Source organism: Flavobacterium sp. 83 (genome assembly GCF_000744835.1).
GTDB lineage: Bacteria > Bacteroidota > Bacteroidia > Flavobacteriales > Flavobacteriaceae > Flavobacterium.
Map to the genome: position 1 here is coordinate 462,392 of NZ_JQMS01000001.1, position 19,214 is coordinate 481,605.

Below are 19,214 nucleotides of genomic sequence, written 5' to 3' on the forward strand. Positions count from 1 at the left end.
GGTCTTTAAAATACAAATCCCGTCTTGTTTTATAACTTGACGGGATTTTTTATTTATTCTTAGCTTCTATCCAACGCGACATATACTTTGTACTGTTCAATGTATGATGTTGCAACATAGCTCCCATAAAGTTAGTCAAACGATGTTTCTGCAAATCAGTTTGTAACATCTCAACTTTTTTTACAAAATCATCCTCGAATATTTTTTTCAAATACCGCTGATTGATAATTGCGATTCCGTTTTGTTGGGCTTTTAGCCAAATAATTTTGTCTTGATACAATTGAACTGCACTATCTGCAAAAACAGTTGGTTCATCAACAATAAAGCCGTTCCAAAGCAAATCACCGTGCATTGATTCAGCACCAATTGTTGTAGTAACACTTGGTGTTCCGCATTGCATCGCTTCCACTAATTTCCCTTTTATTCCGGCACCAAAACGTAAAGGAGCTAAAACAACTCGGGCATTGCAAACCACTTCTTGGGCATCATTCGCACGACCCATAATTACAAAACCTTCTTTAACATTGTGTAATTGCAATACTTTTTGCGAAGGATAAGCTCCATAAATATGCAATAAAGCTTCTGGCATTTGTTTTCTAATTAAAGGCCAAACAGTTTCTTTTAAATACTGAACCGCATTCCAATTAGGCTCATGAAGAAAATTTCCTATAAAAATAAAATTTTTTCGATTTTCGAAAGAAGGTGTTTTTTCAATATAAGAAGCATCGATTGTATCCAATAAAAAAGGGAGATAATGCAACAAACCTTTTTCTATCTTAAAAGTCGATTCCAAAAGTTCCATTTCAAATTCCGATATCATCAATGATAAATCACAACGCAAAATACTCGCTATTTCCCGTTTTGCAACCTCTTCAAGAAATAAATCAAAAATACTAAAAGAACGATTTTCCTTGAATGCTTTCTGCCTTGCTAATCGCAAACAGTGTAAATCTTCTGTATCTAACAATCGCAATGCATTGGGACAATTTTCAGCGACTCGCCAACCAAATTGTTCTTCCATCATAAAACGGTCAAACAAAACTACTGTTGGATTCAGTTCTTTTACAAAAAAATCAAAACTAGAATTATTCAACTCAATAGATTTCTTCTCAATTCCATGTTCTTCCAGATTAACCATAAAATCACTTTCCTGAGCTGGACTTGCAAAAGTTATACTAAATCCTTGCCCTTTGAAAAGCGATATTAATTGCAACATCCTTCCTCCTGCTGCTGATGAATTGGGTTCTGGCCAAACGAAACCAATAATTAAAAGCTGTTGCATCTTATTCATAATTTTTACAATTTCAGTTGCAAAATAATACAATTTAGATGGCAATAACATCATTTCAAACAAAAATCAATAAGAAAAGACTAATTTTGCATTAAATAAATTTCAATAAGATGTTAGGATTAAAATTAGCCACAGACCCACGTTGGGTAAATATTGTCGAATCAAATATTGAAGAAATATTAACTGATCATGCTTGGTGCGAACAAAAAGCAGCCTCAAATGCAATAAGTTTAGTCACTTACAATTCTGAATTAGAAGAATTAGTAACCGAAATGTTGATTATAGCAAAAGAAGAATTAGATCACCTTCAATTGGTTCATAACTTAATTAAAAGCAAAGGTTTAACTTTAGGTCGCGAACGAAAAGACCATTATGTAAATGAGCTTTTTAAATTCATGAAAAAAGATGGTAGCCGAAAAGATGCTTTGTGTGATCGTTTGTTATTTTCCGCTATGATTGAAGCCCGAAGTTGTGAGCGCTTTAAGGTGCTCTCTGAAAACATAAAAGATACAGAACTAGCCGCATTTTATCGCGAATTAATGATTTCAGAAGCTGGACATTACACCACTTTTCTTGGCTTTGCCAGAAAATATGTTGACAATTTTGATGTTGATAAACGTTGGCAAGAATGGATTGAATTTGAAACTTCTATTATTACCAACTATGGAAAACAAGAAACCATACATGGTTAAACTTAAAAAGCCAATTCTAAAATAGAATTGGCTTTTTAAGTTTAAAATATATAATAATAAATTATAACTTTTTAACAATCATAAACTCAGAACGTCTATTTAAAGAATATTCATCGGCTGTACAATCCTTTTTACAATTAATCTTTGGTTCTGATTCGCCAAATCCCTTTCCAGAAATCCTATCATTACTTATCCCTTTTGAAATTACATATTGAACCGTAGATTTGGCTCTCTTTTGCGAAAGATTTAAATTATAAGCATCTGAACCTCTTGAATCTGTATGTGATTTAACAAAAATGTTTATTTGATCATTCTGAGACATTACATATACTAATTTATCAAGTTCATTAATAGCCTTATTTGTAATATCACTTTTATTAAATTCAAAATATATAGGATTAAGAATAATACTCTCGTTATCTCTAACAACGACTTCTTCAATAGGATCTAATAAAACATTAATCATTGCAGTACCTCTTTTAATCTCTGATACTTCAATTGATTTAGTTACAAAACCATCTTTGTATATCTCTAAAATATAGTTTGTATTAGGTTGTACATTATATAAAAGTTCAGAATTTTCTTTTAAAAATTTAGTATCTAAAAAAGTTTTATTCTTGTCTTGAATTAAAACTTTAGAATTTGGAATAATTATTCCATCTTTTGCATTTTTGACAGAAAGCGAGATTTTCCCATTGTAAATAGGTTTTGCACTAAATATATCATCCGAACCATCTCTATTACTAGATAAAAAACCTAAGTTTCTTTCATTATTAAAAGAAAACGCAAAATCATCTTTTTCAGAATTTACAGGTTTTCCTACATTAACAGGAGGCTCATTTATATTTAAATCACTAGAAAAAATATCATATCCACCAAAACCAGTCAAACCCTTAGAAGAAAAGTATAATATATTTTCATCAGTAATATAAGGAAACGCCTCATCTCCATCTGTATTTATTTTGTCTCCTAAATTTTTAGGATCCCCATATGTACCATCACTATTTATTGCAACTTTCCAAATATCCATACCTCCTATCGAACCAGGCATATTAGATGAAAAATAAAGATATTTACCTTCCGAATCAATTGAAGGATTACTTGTAGAATAACTTTTACTATTAAATGAAAGAGAAGTTATGTTAGTCCACTTTCCTTCAACTCTAGTGGCTTTATAAATATAAACTTGTCCAAATTTCAATTTATTTACCTTGTCGTTTTCAAATAAATTATCATTTAAACTTTCAGTTGAAAAATACACTGTATTACCATCTCTAGAAATACTCACAGGACCTTCATGGTATTTCGTGTTTAATTCTTTAACTAAAACTGGTTCAGCAAACGTACCATCTTCTTTAAAATTTGATTGATAAATATCTAAAAAAGGTTCGTTGTTCCAACCATAAATAGTTGCTTTTTCATTTCTTGAACTTACAAAATATAGTGCGTTTTTATATAAAACACCACCAAAATCCGAATGTTTTGTATTAATATCTATCTTTTTTATTTCAAAAGCTTCGTCAATAGAATTTAACTTAGAAAGATAATTTGGATCTTTAGTAAAAGCTATAGCTCGACTATCATTAGGTAAATTTGATGAAAACCGAATCATTTGTTCATTTGCTTCATCATATTTTTTATTAGATTTCAGCACTTGAGCATATCTATAAAAATAAATATTGTCAACTTGACTAAATTTTAATGCTTTTGAATACCATTTTTCTGATTCAATTGAATTATTCATAAAATAATAGCAATCTCCAAGTTGCTTATATATATATCCATCTGAATTTCCACTATGAATTAGAGCTAGATATTTTTGTGTTGCTTGAACATATTCAAATCTTTTAAATAATTTATCAGCTGCTTTAGTTCCTTTGTTTTGTCCAGATATTGAAACACTTACAAACAAAACAAACAACAGTATATTAATTTTTTTCATTAACTATTTATATTAAATTAGAAAAATCTCGGAGAACGAGAAACTTTTTTTGGTGTGAATAAATCATATAACAAAATGAATTCATGAGAAGATGGCGCTGTTACTTTTAGATCCGATATAATATGATCATATGCATAACCTATTTTCAATTCCGGTGTTATTGCAAAATTAATCATTGCACCGAAACTATCCTCTAATCTATACGTAGCTCCAATCTCAAACTTTTCTTGATATAAAAAATTTGTGGAAAGATCAAGAGATGGTTTTACATTGAAAGCTGATTTCAACATAAACGATGGCTTAAATTTCAATTCATAATTAAGGTCAAATACGTATCCTGCAGTTAAAAAATAATGGGAAACGTCCGAGCCATATTCACGCCCATTATAATCTAAGTGCGCTGAATTTAACATATTAGGTACTGATAAGGAAACATAATATTTATCTGTGTAATAAAAAACTCCTGTTCCTACATTTAATTTCACATCATTTATATCTTCACCAAAAATACCTTCTGAAGGATCAGGCAAACTAGATTGAATATCCCTTAAACCTACTTTATGAAAAGAAGCTCCGGCTTTTAAGCCAAAAGCCAAATGTTGCTCTCCTCCTAAATTTAAAGTATAAGAAAAATCTCCATAAACATTTTGTTCTGTAACTGGCCCAATTTTATCAGAAATAAACGACAATCCTAAACCAACATTTTTCCCAGCAGCTCCATGTCCGGAAAAACTAAAAGTTGTTGGCGCATCTTCAATATTCACCCACTGTTTTCGATATAAAAGTCCAAAAGAAATACTTTCTTTTGAACCAGCATATGCTGGATTCATTACATTCATATTATACATATATTGGGTATAATGGGGATTTTGTTGCGCTTTTAAACCTATACAGGTTATAAGAACCAAAAAAGACGTCAAAAATATTTTGTTCATATCTGTTTGTTTTTCGATTTATTAGAGTGTAAGAATTGCATAATCAACAAATTTATTAATTACTATTTTTCTCTGATTAGATAAATCCAACCTGTTTTTGTTTCTCCATTATTAAATTGTATCACATAATAATAGGTTGCACTTGGAAGTTCATTTCCGTTATTGGACTGACCTTTCCATTGATCAGTATAATTAGTCTGATTGTAAACTTTAATACCATATCTATCAAATATCTCTAAGTTTTTTACATCCATTAATCTTAAATCAAAATAGTCGTTTGAGCCATTGCCATCAGGAGAAATTCCTTTTTGTATATTACAATAAATAGATTCAATTGTAACATTATCTGTTGTTTCACAACCAGTAGCAATCGACTTAACAGTTAAACTATACTTAATAGGAAATATCACTTGCCCTAAGGTAGATGCAGCCACATCAGATACATTTAAAATATTAGAATTAGTTCCAATAAGTGATCCATTACTATCTTTCCATTCATAATCAACATTATTAGAATCATAAGACGATGAAATTGGACTAGCAGTTAAAACATAATCTTTAGAATCACATTCTCCTGAAATTTGAAATTGAATTTGTGGAGGGACAGGATTAATAGTTATTTGAGAACCTGTACTGATACAAGCAATGCTATTTGTAAATCGCACACTCATTGTATACTTTCCGGGTGCTAAATTTAAAAACTCAGCATCATCTTGATATCCATAACCAATACTATATTGAACATTAGCTTGTGCAGCAATCTGAATTCTACCCAGAGGTTGTAAACAAGTTGGCTGCATAATTTGTACTAATGTTGGCACTAAAGGCAACGGAGGAAGAGGGTTGATTGTTACGCTTAAAGTACTTTGAACAGAACATGTATTATCAGTAATATTTCTTACGTATAAGACATAATTATTTGGAGTTAAGCCAGAAAAAACATTTGAAGTTTGATACGTTATTCCATTCAAACTATATTCTACTCCTGATTGTGCAGCCACTACTAAAGTTCCAGATGGAACGGCACATGTTGGATGAACTGTACTTTCAGCTGTTGGCAGAGTTGGTGGAGTTGGAACTGCATTAATTGTAACAACTGAAGCCGATGGAGTTACACAACTATTGTCAGATAGATTTCTAACATATAAAGTATAATCCCCTTTTGACAATCCTGTGAAGGTATTTGATGTTTGATATGTTGTTCCATTCAAACTGTATTCTACGCCTGATTGTGTTGCTACAGCAATACTTCCTGACGGAACACCGCAGGTTGGTTGAACAACACTTAAAGCTGTTGGAACTAGTACTACTGGAACTGCATTAATTGTCACTACTGAAACTGATGGGGTTATACAACTATTGTCAGATTGATTTCTAACATATAAGGTATAGTTCCCTTTTGACAATCCTGTGAAGGTATTTGTCGTTTGATAAGTTGTTCCATTCAAACTGTATTCTACTCCTGATTGTGTTGCTACAGCAATACTTCCTGACGGAACACCACAGGTTGGTTGAACAACACTCAAAGCTGTTGGTGCAGTTGGTGGAGTTGGAACTGCATTAATTGTCACAACTGAAACTGATGGGGTTATACAACTATTGTCAGATTGATTTCTAACATATAATGCATAGTCCCCTTTTGACAATCCTGTGAAGGTATTTGTCGTTTGATAAGTTGTTCCATTCAAACTGTATTCTACGCCTGATTGTGTTGCTACAGCAATACTTCCTGACGGAACACCACATGTTGGCTGAACAACACTTAAAGCTGTTGGTGCGGTTGGTGGAGTTGGAACTGCATTAATTGTAACAACTGAAGCCGATGGAGTTACACAACTATTGTCAGATTGATTTCTAACATATAAAGTATAATCCCCTTTTGACAATCCTGTGAAGGTATTTGATGTTTGATATGTTGTTCCATTCAAACTGTATTCTACGCCTGATTGTGTTGCTACAGCAATACTTCCTGACGGAACACCGCAGGTTGGTTGAACAACACTTAAAGCTGTTGGAACTAGTACTACTGGAACTGCATTAATTGTCACTACTGAAACTGATGGGGTTATACAACTATTGTCAGATTGATTTCTAACATATAAGGTATAGTTCCCTTTTGACAATCCTGTGAAGGTATTTGTCGTTTGATAAGTTGTTCCATTCAAACTGTATTCTACTCCTGATTGTGTTGCTACAGCAATACTTCCTGACGGAACACCACAGGTTGGCTGAACAACACTTAAAGCGGTTGGCACAGTTGGTGGAGTTGGAACTGCATTAATTGTCACAACTGAAACTGATGGGGTTATACAACTATTGTCAGATAGATTTCTAACATATAATGTATAGTTCCCTTTTGCCAATCCTGTGAAGGTATTTGATGATTGGTAAGTAGTTCCATTCAAACTGTATTCTACGCCTGATTGTGTTGCTACAGCAATACTTCCTGACGGAACACCACAGGTTGGTTGAACAACACTTAAAGCTGTTGGTGCGGTTGGTGGAGTTGGAACCGCATTAATTGTAACAACTGAAGCCGATGGAGTTACACAACTATTGTCAGATTGATTTCTAACATATAAGGTATAGTTCCCTTTTGCCAATCCTGTGAAGGTATTTGATGTTTGATATGTTGTACCATTCAAACTGTATTCTACTCCTAATTGTGTTGTTACAGCAATACTTCCTGACGGAACACCACAAGTTGGTTGAACAACACTCAAAGCGGTTGGTGCAGTTGGTGGAGTTGGAACTGCATTAATTGTAATAACTGAAGCCGATGGAGTTACACAACTATTGTCAGATAAATTTCTAACATATAAGGTATAGTTCCCTTTTGACAATCCTGTAAAACTATTTGATGTTTGATATGTTGTTCCATTCAAACTGTATTCTACACCTGATTGTGTTGCTACAGCAATACTCCCTGACGGAACACCACATGTTGGCTGAACAACACTTGAAGCTGTTGGTGCAGTTGGTGGAGTTGGAATTGCATTAATTGTAACAACTAAAGCCGATGGAGTTACACAACTATTGTCAGATAGATTTCTAACATATAAAGTATAATCCCCTTTTGACAATCCTATAAAGGTATTTGACGTTTGATAAGTAGTTCCATTCAAACTGTATTCTACTCCCGATTGTGTTGCTACAGCAATACTCCCTGACGGAACACCGCAGGTTGGCTGAACAACACTTGAAGCTGTTGGTGCAGTTGGTGGAGTTGGAACTGCATTAATTGTAACAACTGAAGCCGATGGAGTTACACAACTATTGTCAGATAGATTTCTTACATATAATGTATAGTTCCCTTTTGCCAATCCTGTAAAACTATTTGATGATTGGTAAGTAGTTCCATTCAAACTGTATTCTACGCCTGATTGTGTTGCTACAGCAATACTCCCTGACGGAACACCGCATGTTGGTTGAACAACACTCAAAGCTGTTGGTGGAGTTGGTGGAGTTGGAACTGCATTAATTGTAATAACTAAAGCCGATGGAGTTACACAACTATTGTCAGATTGATTTCTAACATATAAGGTATAGTTCCCTTTTGACAATCCCGTAAAACTATTGGACGATTGGTAAGTTGTTCCATTCAAACTATATTCTACTCCCGATTGTGTTGCTACAGCAATACTCCCTGACGGAACACCACATGTTGGCTGAACAACACTTGAAGCAGTTGGTGCAGTTGGTGGAGTTGGAACTGTATTAATTGTCACAACTGAAACTGATGGGGTTATACAACTATTGTCAGATTGATTTCTAACATATAAGGTATAGTTCCCTTTTGACAATCCTGTGAAGGTATTTGACGTTTGATAAGTAGTTCCATTCAAACTGTATTCTACGCCTGATTGTGTTGCTACAGCAATACTCCCTGACGGAACACCGCATGTTGGCTGAACAACACTTGAAGCTGTTGGCGCAGTTGGTGGAGTTGGAACTGCATTAATTGTAACAACTGAAGCCGATGGAGTTACACAACTATTGTCAGATTGATTTTTAACATATAAGGTATAGTTCCCTTTTGACAATCCCGTAAAGGTATTTGATGTTTGATATGTTGTTCCATTCAAACTGTATTCTACGCCTAATTGTGTTGTTACAGAAATACTTCCTGACGGAACACCACAGGTTGGTTGAACAACACTTGAAGCTGTTGGTACAGTTGGTGGACTTGGAACTGCATTAATTGTAACAACTGAAGCCGATGGAGTTAAACAACTATTGTCAGATAGATTTCTAACATATAATGTATAGTTCCCTTTTGCCAATCCTGTGAAGGTATTTGATGTTTGATATGTTGTACCATTCAAACTGTATTCTACGCCTGATTGTGTTGCTACAGCAATACTTCCTGACGGAACACCGCAGGTTGGTTGAACAACACTTAAAGCGGTTGGAACTAGTACTACTGAAACTGCATTAATTGTCACTACTGAAACTGATGGAGTTGCACAACTATTGTCAGATTGATTTCTAACATATAATGTATAGTTCCCTTTTGCCAATCCTGTAAAACTATTTGATGATTGGTAAGTAGTTCCATTCAAACTATATTCTACTACTGATTGTGTTGCTACAGCAATACTTCCTGACGGAACACCACAAGTTGGTTGAACAACACTCAAAGCGGTTGGGGCAGTTGGCGGCACTGGAACAGCATTAATTACAATCGGATCTGACGAAGAAATAACACAAGAAGATCCTGTTTTTTTTCTAACATTCAATATATAACTTCCTTGAGCTAATCCAAAGAATTCATTAGAATCTTGATAAGCACCACCATTTAAACTATATTCTATCCCGGGTTGCGTTGTTATTATAATTGCACCAGAATTTATAGCACATGTAGGTTGAACAACACTTATAGTTGTTGGAATAGAAACAAAATTCATCATGATATTTGCTTCCGAATAACAAGGAGTTAGTGCAGTTGAGGAAACTACAACAGGATTTGGATCTTTCAAATTATAATCAACCGAACCAATTCCATAATCCAAATTACTACTCCTTTCTGGGCTTAAAAAAGAATTAGTAACAGCCTGACTACCATCTTCTTTATCATTCATAGTTAATCCAAAAAACTTAATATCCCCTGTTGTATAACCAATAAGAGATTTTAAGACTTCAACTTCAAAACCAAGATTATAGTCATTAATACCAGAATTATTTTTATTAACACCCATTACAGCTGAAGGAAAGCCAGTAGCAGCACTTCCTACATAGGTTTTGATAGAAGTCCCAGTTTTTAATTCTATAACATTCGCATAATAATTCGTTTCTCCTGCATCGGTAGATATAACTAAACAATAATCCGCTTGAAAATATGAATCGAATGTACTTGGATTATTATTAAAAAGATTAAAAGATCTAACCAAAGGATCTGAATCTAACTCATCACCATAATTAGAAACATTAAATCCCCCAGCTTTTGTATCAAGAAATAATAATATACTCCTATTATTTAAAACCTTCCCCGAAATACCTAAAACCAATTTATTTTCCGAAGCACTAATTTTCAACGAATTAATATACCCAGTAGAAGCATTAACTGACAATGGTGCTGAAAGAAAATTATCTTCTAAAGCTCCAGTCCCCCATGTTCTTTCAGTAATAGATCCATCCATACTTACTTGATATCTTGTACGCACTCTTACCACTTGCCCATCAGTCAAAACATTGGTTGTAAATATTTTGCTTGGAGACATAGACTGCATAACGACACCATCAACTGAGAACTCAAATAAATCAGCTCCGCCTGAAGCTGTAAAAGTAACTGACGTTCCTAAACATAATGGATTTAATGCATCATTAACTGGTGAAGCTGACAAAGTAACTGAAGGAGGAGTAAAATAGATAGACGCTACAACCGGGACACGTATACTAACATCGCTCCCTGATCGGCTACGTACATAATACGTTTTAGTTGTAATAATACTAGGACTATAAACATTACCTGTAAATATTGGACTCGCTGAAGTTTGAGATGCAAACCATTCAATAGTTTCCGAAGCACTACCAAATGCATAAACATTGACTTGTGAGGGATTAATACCATCTCCGCAAGAGCTTCCTGCAGTTGTTGCAGGAGGAGTTAAAAGAGCTACAGTTTTTAAAACTCTTGAGCTACGCTTATGTTTTTTTATTGTATCAAAAGAAGTGTTTTTTGACACTATCTCCAAATTTACATTATGCGCATTTACAACAGTAACTAAATTTTTTGCGATTAATTTACTCCCTAATAGCAAATGAAATAGTAAAAATAAAAGTAATTTATTTTTCATAAAATGAATTTTGTTGTTAATATATTATTACTAATAATTAAAAATAAACGATTAATAATTTAAAAAAAATAAAAATAAAGTTTTTCTTTCAAGTTAAAATTTGAAATTTAATAAGATTTTAACAAAATTATTAACACATATTTAGTCCTTTTTTTTGCGAAAATATTTCATAAAAAAACATGCAAAAATGACTAACCAATTACTAATGAGATATCAATTTTAAAAAAAATAAATATAGTATTATAATAAAATAATTTATTCATTAAAGCAATACCACTAAACAATAATTTATCTAACATAACAATATAAATTTCAAATCAATTATAAAAGCACAATACTTACTTTCAAAATAAAAACGACATCTAAACTTAATAAGAAAAACTAAAGATTAAAAAAAAAATTACATTACAAAAACACCTAACTTTCTTCAAACTAATATTTATAAAATTTTTGCTAGAACATTTTAATCCAAACTCATTAAAAAAATCCTATAAAAATTAATTTTTTCTTCAGAAGAAAAAAACTTAATAAAGAATTTTACATTCCATAGCTAACATATAAAGGATTTTTAAACAAAATAACCATTCAATATTTTCCACTCAGAGATATGTTCGTCTATTTACATATCAAACGTATTGGTTAAACACACACAAAAACATAAAAAATTAGAAAAAAAAAGATTGGAATAACAACAAAACAGACCATGTAGTAAATTGTATTTGAATTGTATCATGACATTCAAAAAGCATATAATCCAACACAGACTTGCGCACCATCTTACAAAAAAAACAACTGGTAAAATAATTGGTTTTGCCAAATTAGCCAATTGGCACAAAAAAGTAAATCAGTGAGGGTTTAAAAACTCCAAGATTATCCTTAATAGGATAACTTTTAATTACCAATCTATCCAAAACAATTTTAACAATAGAAGTACAAATGCATCTGCGGAGTCATTCAATGTCAAAATAAAAGCATTTAGAAGCCCGTTTAAGGGTTGCGAAAGACCAATTTCTTCTTATTTAAATTAAGCAATCTTTTTGTCTAATCCCCAACTTTTAGAATTGAGCCCATTAATTCTTAATAATCAAAATTAATTAACAAAAAAAATCCTCATCAAATTAATGATGAGGATTTAATAGAATCTGAAACCAGTTCAGATTAAAGAAAGGCGACGACATACTCTCCCACATAACTGCAGTACCATCTGCGCAGGCGGGCTTAACTACTCTGTTCGGGATGGGAAGAGGTGAGCCCCGCCGCAATAACCACCTTAAGAGGTTATAATTGCTTTGGGCAATTATTGTAACAATTGACGATTTATAATTGACAATTAACTACATAATATCTTAACATACTGAGATAAAGAAAACAAAAAGTGTTGAGAAAGTTTCTTCCCCGGGTTACCCCGGGGAAAAGCGTACATAAGCTTACGGATTATTAGTACTACTCGACTATGACATTACTGCCTTTACATCTATAGCCTATCAACGTGGTCATCTCCCACGATCCTTAAAAGAAATCTCATCTTGTGGTGGGTTTCGCGCTTATATGCTTTCAGCGCTTATCCCTTCCAAACGTAGCTACTCTGCGATGCCACTGGCGTGACAACAGATACACTAGAGGTTTGTCCAATTCGGTCCTCTCGTACTAGAATCAGATCCACTCAAATTTCTTGCGCCCACAGTAGATAGAGACCGAACTGTCTCACGACGTTCTGAACCCAGCTCGCGTGCCACTTTAATGGGCGAACAGCCCAACCCTTGGGACCTTCTCCAGCCCCAGGATGTGACGAGCCGACATCGAGGTGCCAAACCCCCCCGTCGATATGAGCTCTTGGGGGAGATCAGCCTGTTATCCCCGGCGTACCTTTTATCCTTTGAGCGATGGCCCTTCCATGCGGAACCACCGGATCACTATGCTCTACTTTCGTACCTGATCGACCTGTATGTCTCTCAGTCAAGCTCCCTTATGCCATTGCACTCTACGCACGGTTACCAAGCGTACTGAGGGAACCTTTAGAAGCCTCCGTTACTCTTTTGGAGGCGACCACCCCAGTCAAACTACCCACCAAGCAATGTCCCCCGCAAAACGGGGTTAGGCCTCAGATAAACAAAGGGTTGTATTTCAACAATGACTCCACAACGCCTAGCGACGCCACTTCACAGTCTCCAACCTATCCTACACATCATTTATCCAAGGTCAATACTAAGCTATAGTAAAGGTGCACAGGGTCTTTTCGTCCCACTGCGGGTAAGCGGCATCTTCACCGCTACTACAATTTCACCGAGCTCATGGCTGAGACAGTGTCCAGATCGTTACACCATTCGTGCAGGTCGGAACTTACCCGACAAGGAATTTCGCTACCTTAGGACCGTTATAGTTACGGCCGCCGTTTACTGGGGCTTCAATTCAATGCTTCTCCGAAGATAACATCTCCTCTTAACCTTCCAGCACCGGGCAGGTGTCAGGCCCTATACTTCATCTTACGATTTTGCAGAGCCCTGTGTTTTTGATAAACAGTCGCCTGGACCTCTTCACTGCGGCCAGCATTGCTGCTGGCGACCCTTCTCCCGAAGTTACGGGTCTATTTTGCCTAATTCCTTAGCCATGAATCTCTCGAGCACCTTAGGATTCTCTCCTCGACTACCTGTGTCGGTTTGCGGTACGGGTACTTATTACCTGAAGTTTAGAGGTTTTTCTTGGAAGCCCTTAGGCGCACTATCTCTTTGTCCGAAGACTCCGAGTACTATCGTATTTCCCCAAGCCGCGTGGATTTGCCTGCGCAGCTTATAGGTAGGTACTTCAACGAACTATTCCGTCAGTTCGCGGCGCTTTCATCACTCCGTCACCCCATCACAGTAATAACTAGTACGGGAATATTAACCCGTTGTCCATCGACTGTCCCTTTCGGGTTCGCCTTAGGTCCCGACTAACCCACAGCTGATTAGCATAGCTGTGGAAACCTTAGTCTTTCGGTGTGCGGGTTTCTCGCCCGCATTATCGTTACTTATGCCTACATTTTCTTTTCTAACCAGTCCAGCATGCCTTACGACACACCTTCAACCCTGTTAGAATGCTCCCCTACCACTTACAATTAATTGTAAATCCATAGCTTCGGTAATACGCTTATGCCCGATTATTATCCATGCTCGTCCGCTCGACTAGTGAGCTGTTACGCACTCTTTAAATGAATGGCTGCTTCCAAGCCAACATCCTAGCTGTCTGGGCAGACAAACCTCGTTCTTTCAACTTAGCGTATATTTGGGGACCTTAGCTGATGGTCTGGGTTCTTTCCCTCTCGGACTTGGACCTTAGCACCCAAGCCCTCACTGTTATGAAACATTATATAGCATTCGGAGTTTGTCAGGAATTGGTAGGCGGTGAAGCCCCCGCATCCAATCAGTAGCTCTACCTCTATATAACTTTATGCATAACGCTGCACCTAAATGCATTTCGGGGAGTACGAGCTATTTCCGAGTTTGATTGGCCTTTCACCCCTACCCACAGGTCATCCGAAGACTTTTCAACGTCAACCGGTTCGGACCTCCACTATGTGTTACCACAGCTTCATCCTGCCCATGGGTAGATCACACGGTTTCGCGTCTAACACTACTGACTAAAGCGCCCTATTCAGACTCGCTTTCGCTACGGATCCGTGGCTTAACCACTTATCCTTGCCAGCAACGTTAACTCGTAGGCTCATTATGCAAAAGGCACGCCGTCACCCCACGAAAGGGCTCCGACCGCTTGTAAGCGTATGGTTTCAGGATCTATTTCACTCCGTTATTCACGGTTCTTTTCACCTTTCCCTCACGGTACTGGTTCACTATCGGTCTCTCAGGAGTATTTAGCCTTAGCGGATGGTCCCGCCAAATTCAGACAGGGTTTCACGTGCCCCGCCCTACTCAGGATACCACTATCGTTATCTTCTATTACTTATACAGGGCTATCACCTTCTTTGGCTCTACTTTCCAGTAGATTCTAATTCTATCCGCAACAAATGTCGTGGTCCTACAACCCCAACAATGCCGTAACATCATTGGTTTGGGCTAATCCGCGTTCGCTCGCCACTACTTACGGAATCACTTTTGTTTTCTTCTCCTCCGCCTACTTAGATGTTTCAGTTCAGCGGGTTTGCCCACCTATCGGTGTACTATGTCTTCAACATAGTGGGTTGCCCCATTCAGGTATTTACGGATCATATCGTGTGTGCCAATCCCCGTAACTTTTCGCAGCTTATCACGCCTTTCATCGCCTCTGAGAGCCAAGGCATCCCCCATACGCCCTTATTTTGCTTATTGTACCAACACATTAATTAAAATGTGCCGTTTCTTCTACTTGTCTATAAATAAACAAGCAAAAAATGCTTTCTACTTTTTATTATTTTCTTATCTCAATATGTCAATGAACTTTTTCTTTAGGTATGAATTATTAATTATAAAGTCGTAAGTCATACTTACTACCCAATCCTTAATAATTACTACTCAAGATAGTGGAGAATAACGGAGTCGAACCGTTGACCTCCTGCGTGCAAGGCAGGCGCTCTAGCCAGCTGAGCTAATCCCCCAATCTATTTATGAATTGTGAATTATGAATTATGAATTTTCACTTCATAACTCCTCAACTCTAGAATTTCTTCTTTTCTTTTAAGTCTAAAATAGTTGTCTCGGACAGACTCGAACTGTCGACCCCTACATTATCAGTGTAGTACTCTAACCAGCTGAGCTACGAGACACTCTTATTCTTAAATGGTATTATTTGAACTAACAGCAAGAGTAATAAAATATTGGCATTTGTTTCCAACTTGAACTTTCGTCTTCTTTCCCTAGCGTGTATAAATACTAACACTAAGGCTCTAGAAAGGAGGTGTTCCAGCCGCACCTTCCGGTACGGCTACCTTGTTACGACTTAGCCCTAGTTACCAGTTTTACCCTAGGCAGCTCCTTGCGGTCACCGACTTCAGGCACCCCCAGCTTCCATGGCTTGACGGGCGGTGTGTACAAGGCCCGGGAACGTATTCACCGGATCATGGCTGATATCCGATTACTAGCGATTCCAGCTTCACGGAGTCGAGTTGCAGACTCCGATCCGAACTGTGACCGGTTTTATAGATTCGCTCCTGGTCGCCCAGTGGCTGCTCTCTGTACCGGCCATTGTAGCACGTGTGTAGCCCAAGGCGTAAGGGCCGTGATGATTTGACGTCATCCCCACCTTCCTCACAGTTTGCACTGGCAGTCTTGTTAGAGTTCCCGACATGACTCGCTGGCAACTAACAACAGGGGTTGCGCTCGTTATAGGACTTAACCTGACACCTCACGGCACGAGCTGACGACAACCATGCAGCACCTTGTAAATTGTCTTGCGAAAAGTCTGTTTCCAAACCGGTCAATCTACATTTAAGCCTTGGTAAGGTTCCTCGCGTATCATCGAATTAAACCACATGCTCCACCGCTTGTGCGGGCCCCCGTCAATTCCTTTGAGTTTCATTCTTGCGAACGTACTCCCCAGGTGGGATACTTATCACTTTCGCTTAGCCACTGAACTTGCGCCCAACAGCTAGTATCCATCGTTTACGGCGTGGACTACCAGGGTATCTAATCCTGTTCGCTACCCACGCTTTCGTCCATCAGCGTCAATATATTAGTAGTAACCTGCCTTCGCAATTGGTATTCCATGTAATCTCTAAGCATTTCACCGCTACACTACATATTCTAGTTACTTCCTAATAATTCAAGTTTAGCAGTATCAATGGCCGTTCCACCGTTGAGCGATGGGCTTTCACCACTGACTTACTAAACCGCCTACGGACCCTTTAAACCCAATGATTCCGGATAACGCTTGGATCCTCCGTATTACCGCGGCTGCTGGCACGGAGTTAGCCGATCCTTATTCTTACAGTACCGTCAAGCTACTTCACGAAGTAGTGTTTCTTCCTGTACAAAAGCAGTTTACAATCCATAGGACCGTCATCCTGCACGCGGCATGGCTGGATCAGGCTTGCGCCCATTGTCCAATATTCCTCACTGCTGCCTCCCGTAGGAGTCTGGTCCGTGTCTCAGTACCAGTGTGGGGGATCTCCCTCTCAGGACCCCTACCCATCGTAGCCTTGGTAAGCCGTTACCTTACCAACTAGCTAATGGGACGCATGCTCATCTTTCACCGATAAATCTTTAATAGTGGTTTCATGCGAAACTGCTATACTATGAGGTATTAATCCAAATTTCTCTGGGCTATCCCTCTGTGAAAGGTAGATTGCATACGCGTTACGCACCCGTGCGCCGGTCTCTAGGTCCGAAAACCTATACCCCTCGACTTGCATGTGTTAAGCCTGCCGCTAGCGTTCATCCTGAGCCAGGATCAAACTCTTCATCGTATATTGTGTGAGTTCAGATAAATCTGTTCTCTTTGTTTATTCGACTAAATTCTAGTGGTTTTTTCAAATCTCTCGATTCTATTACTCTTATTCTTTTGTCTTGAAATCTCTTTCAAAACGGCTGTCAATTCAATATGTCTAGGAACGTGTTCTTATCTTTTCTTCTCTTTATCAACACTCCTTAAAGTGTTTCTCAAAGCGGGTGCAAAAGTACAAACTCTTTTCTCAACTGGCAAGAAATTTTTGAAGTTTTTTTAAAGAAATTTAATCCCTCTATCTTCTCTATTTCTTATCAGTTTGTCAAGGAACTTCCACTGTTTTGCGGGGTGCAAATGTAACATCCGTTTTCTAATCTCACAAGCTTTTCTGAATCTTTTTTAGAAAATAAATTCTCTCCTTGGATTCGTATATCTTGCCAGTTTATCAAATAACTTCTGCGTCATTGCGGGTGCAAAAGTAGACCCTTTATTCCCTTTTTCAAGCTTTTTAATCACTTTTTTTTAATGTTGTACTAATGTTTGTTTCAACTCGCTGTAAACGTGATTCTTGTGACGCGAAGTTTTTTACTCTAACAGACCCTCTCCGAAGAAGAGACAACCTAAATCAATAGAATTAGTGGCAATCATTATATATACCAGGTAGCGAATACTCGTACATGTAAAAGCTACAATCCTATATACAACATAGCAAATGAATACCAATGAGTGATATTTCTCCTTTGTCCAAATGACAAAGTAAAATGAAATGCAATTATCAGGTAGAAATTTATCCTTCACACAAATGACAAAGTTCCCAAAACGATGGCCCGCGTTAGGGATAGCAGCGAAAAGCCCGCAGAAAATGCAATGAAATGGATTTTTTTGAGGACTTGTAGCGGATAGCCCGACACATTATAACAAAAGAGACTACTACCCATCAAGATAATTGCCTCTTTTTTATAATGGGAAACGCCCAAATTACTATTTAATCAAAACGGATGGCTTTCACAGGTGAAATTTTGGTTATTATATAGGAAGGAATTAGCAATACCAAGAAACAAACAGTGACCATGAGTAGATTTAATAATCATAAATTAGATCCCAAAAACCCTTCTGAATAGGTAATGTCCTATTGGATTTACAATAACAACAAACAAATCGCTATACTAAAATAAATCATTAATACAGAAAAGTAAAAAAAATGGCTTTAAAACTTCAATACTACCCTTAATACAATAACCAGAATTTCAATCAATACTAAATCATTTTGATAATACAAGCACTAACTGCAGAAGCTTTTGATACCAAAATAAAAGCATTTAGAAGCCCGTTTAAGGGTTGCGAAAGATTAGTTTCTTCTTGTTCAGATTATCTAATCTTTTTGTCTAATCCCAAACTTTTAGAATTGAGCCCATTAATTCTTAATAATCAAAATTAATTAACAAAAAAAATCCTCATCAAATTAATGATGAGGATTTAATAGAATCTGAAACAAGTTCAGATTAAAGAAAGGCGACGACATACTCTCCCACATAACTGCAGTACCATCTGCGCAGGCGGGCTTAACTACTCTGTTCGGGATGGGAAGAGGTGAGCCCCGCCGCAATAACCACCTTAAGAGGTTATAATTGCTTTGGGCAATTATTGTAACAATTGACGATTTATAATTGACAATTAACTACATAATATCTTAACATACTGAGATAA

The 19,214-nt window shown here is 36.8% G+C and carries 5 protein-coding genes, 2 tRNA genes and 4 rRNA genes; 1 reads left to right on the top strand and 10 read right to left on the bottom strand.

The annotated features are described in order from the left end of the window. Positions 1-49 precede the first annotated feature (49 nt). The gene (locus T410_RS02120) at positions 50-1,291 is read right to left on the bottom strand and encodes a glycosyltransferase (RefSeq protein WP_035673966.1); all 1,242 of its coding nucleotides are present in this window, start codon (positions 1,289-1,291) and stop codon (positions 50-52) included. 110 nt (positions 1,292-1,401) lie between these two features. Between T410_RS02120 and T410_RS02125 the strand changes: the two genes are divergently transcribed. Beyond that, positions 1,402-1,983: a tRNA-(ms[2]io[6]A)-hydroxylase gene (locus T410_RS02125; protein ID WP_035668268.1), complete on the top strand. Its 582-nt coding sequence runs from the start codon at positions 1,402-1,404 to the stop codon at positions 1,981-1,983. Between the two features lie 61 nt (positions 1,984-2,044). On the opposite strand, the gene T410_RS02130 is transcribed toward T410_RS02125, so the two are convergent. From T410_RS02130 to rrf (T410_RS02170), 9 genes are all read right to left on the bottom strand, one after another. Continuing rightward, positions 2,045-3,925 (bottom strand): OmpA family protein, encoded by a 1,881-nt coding sequence (locus T410_RS02130; RefSeq protein ID WP_035668269.1) that lies wholly within the window; start codon positions 3,923-3,925, stop codon positions 2,045-2,047. 17 nt (positions 3,926-3,942) lie between these two features. Next, a complete protein-coding gene (locus tag T410_RS02135) occupies positions 3,943-4,860 on the bottom strand; it encodes a type IX secretion system membrane protein PorP/SprF (RefSeq protein WP_035668272.1) in 918 nt (305 codons plus the stop codon). Between the two features lie 62 nt (positions 4,861-4,922). Continuing rightward, entirely contained in the window at positions 4,923-11,156 is a 6,234-nt protein-coding gene (locus tag T410_RS02140; RefSeq protein ID WP_035668274.1) for a gliding motility-associated C-terminal domain-containing protein, read from the bottom strand. 1,163 nt (positions 11,157-12,319) lie between these two features. Beyond that, positions 12,320-12,429: ribosomal RNA gene (rrf, locus tag T410_RS02145) — 5S ribosomal RNA — on the bottom strand. Positions 12,430-12,573: 144 nt separating this feature from the next. Beyond that, positions 12,574-15,457: ribosomal RNA gene (locus T410_RS02150) — 23S ribosomal RNA — on the bottom strand. A 192-nt stretch (positions 15,458-15,649) separates the two neighbouring features. Beyond that, positions 15,650-15,723: transfer RNA gene (locus T410_RS02155), tRNA-Ala, on the bottom strand. A gap of 94 nt (positions 15,724-15,817) precedes the next feature. Then, positions 15,818-15,891: transfer RNA gene (locus tag T410_RS02160), tRNA-Ile, on the bottom strand. Between the two features lie 124 nt (positions 15,892-16,015). Continuing rightward, positions 16,016-17,529: ribosomal RNA gene (locus T410_RS02165) — 16S ribosomal RNA — on the bottom strand. Positions 17,530-19,014: 1,485 nt separating this feature from the next. Continuing rightward, a 5S ribosomal RNA gene (rrf, locus tag T410_RS02170) occupies positions 19,015-19,124 on the bottom strand. The 16S, 23S and 5S rRNA genes sit together here with 2 tRNA genes alongside, the layout of an rRNA operon. Positions 19,125-19,214: the final 90 nt, after the last annotated feature.

What these genes read in the sequence shown, in the direction of transcription:
- T410_RS02120 (WP_035673966.1), bottom strand. Translation starts at nt 1,291, where the DNA reads ATGAATAAGATGCAACAGCTTTTAATTATTGGTTTCGTTTGGCCAGAA.
- T410_RS02125 (WP_035668268.1), top strand. Translation starts at nt 1,402, where the DNA reads ATGTTAGGATTAAAATTAGCCACAGACCCACGTTGGGTAAATATTGTC.
- T410_RS02130 (WP_035668269.1), bottom strand. Translation starts at nt 3,925, where the DNA reads ATGAAAAAAATTAATATACTGTTGTTTGTTTTGTTTGTAAGTGTTTCA.
- T410_RS02135 (WP_035668272.1), bottom strand. Translation starts at nt 4,860, where the DNA reads ATGAACAAAATATTTTTGACGTCTTTTTTGGTTCTTATAACCTGTATA.
- T410_RS02140 (WP_035668274.1), bottom strand. Translation starts at nt 11,156, where the DNA reads ATGAAAAATAAATTACTTTTATTTTTACTATTTCATTTGCTATTAGGG.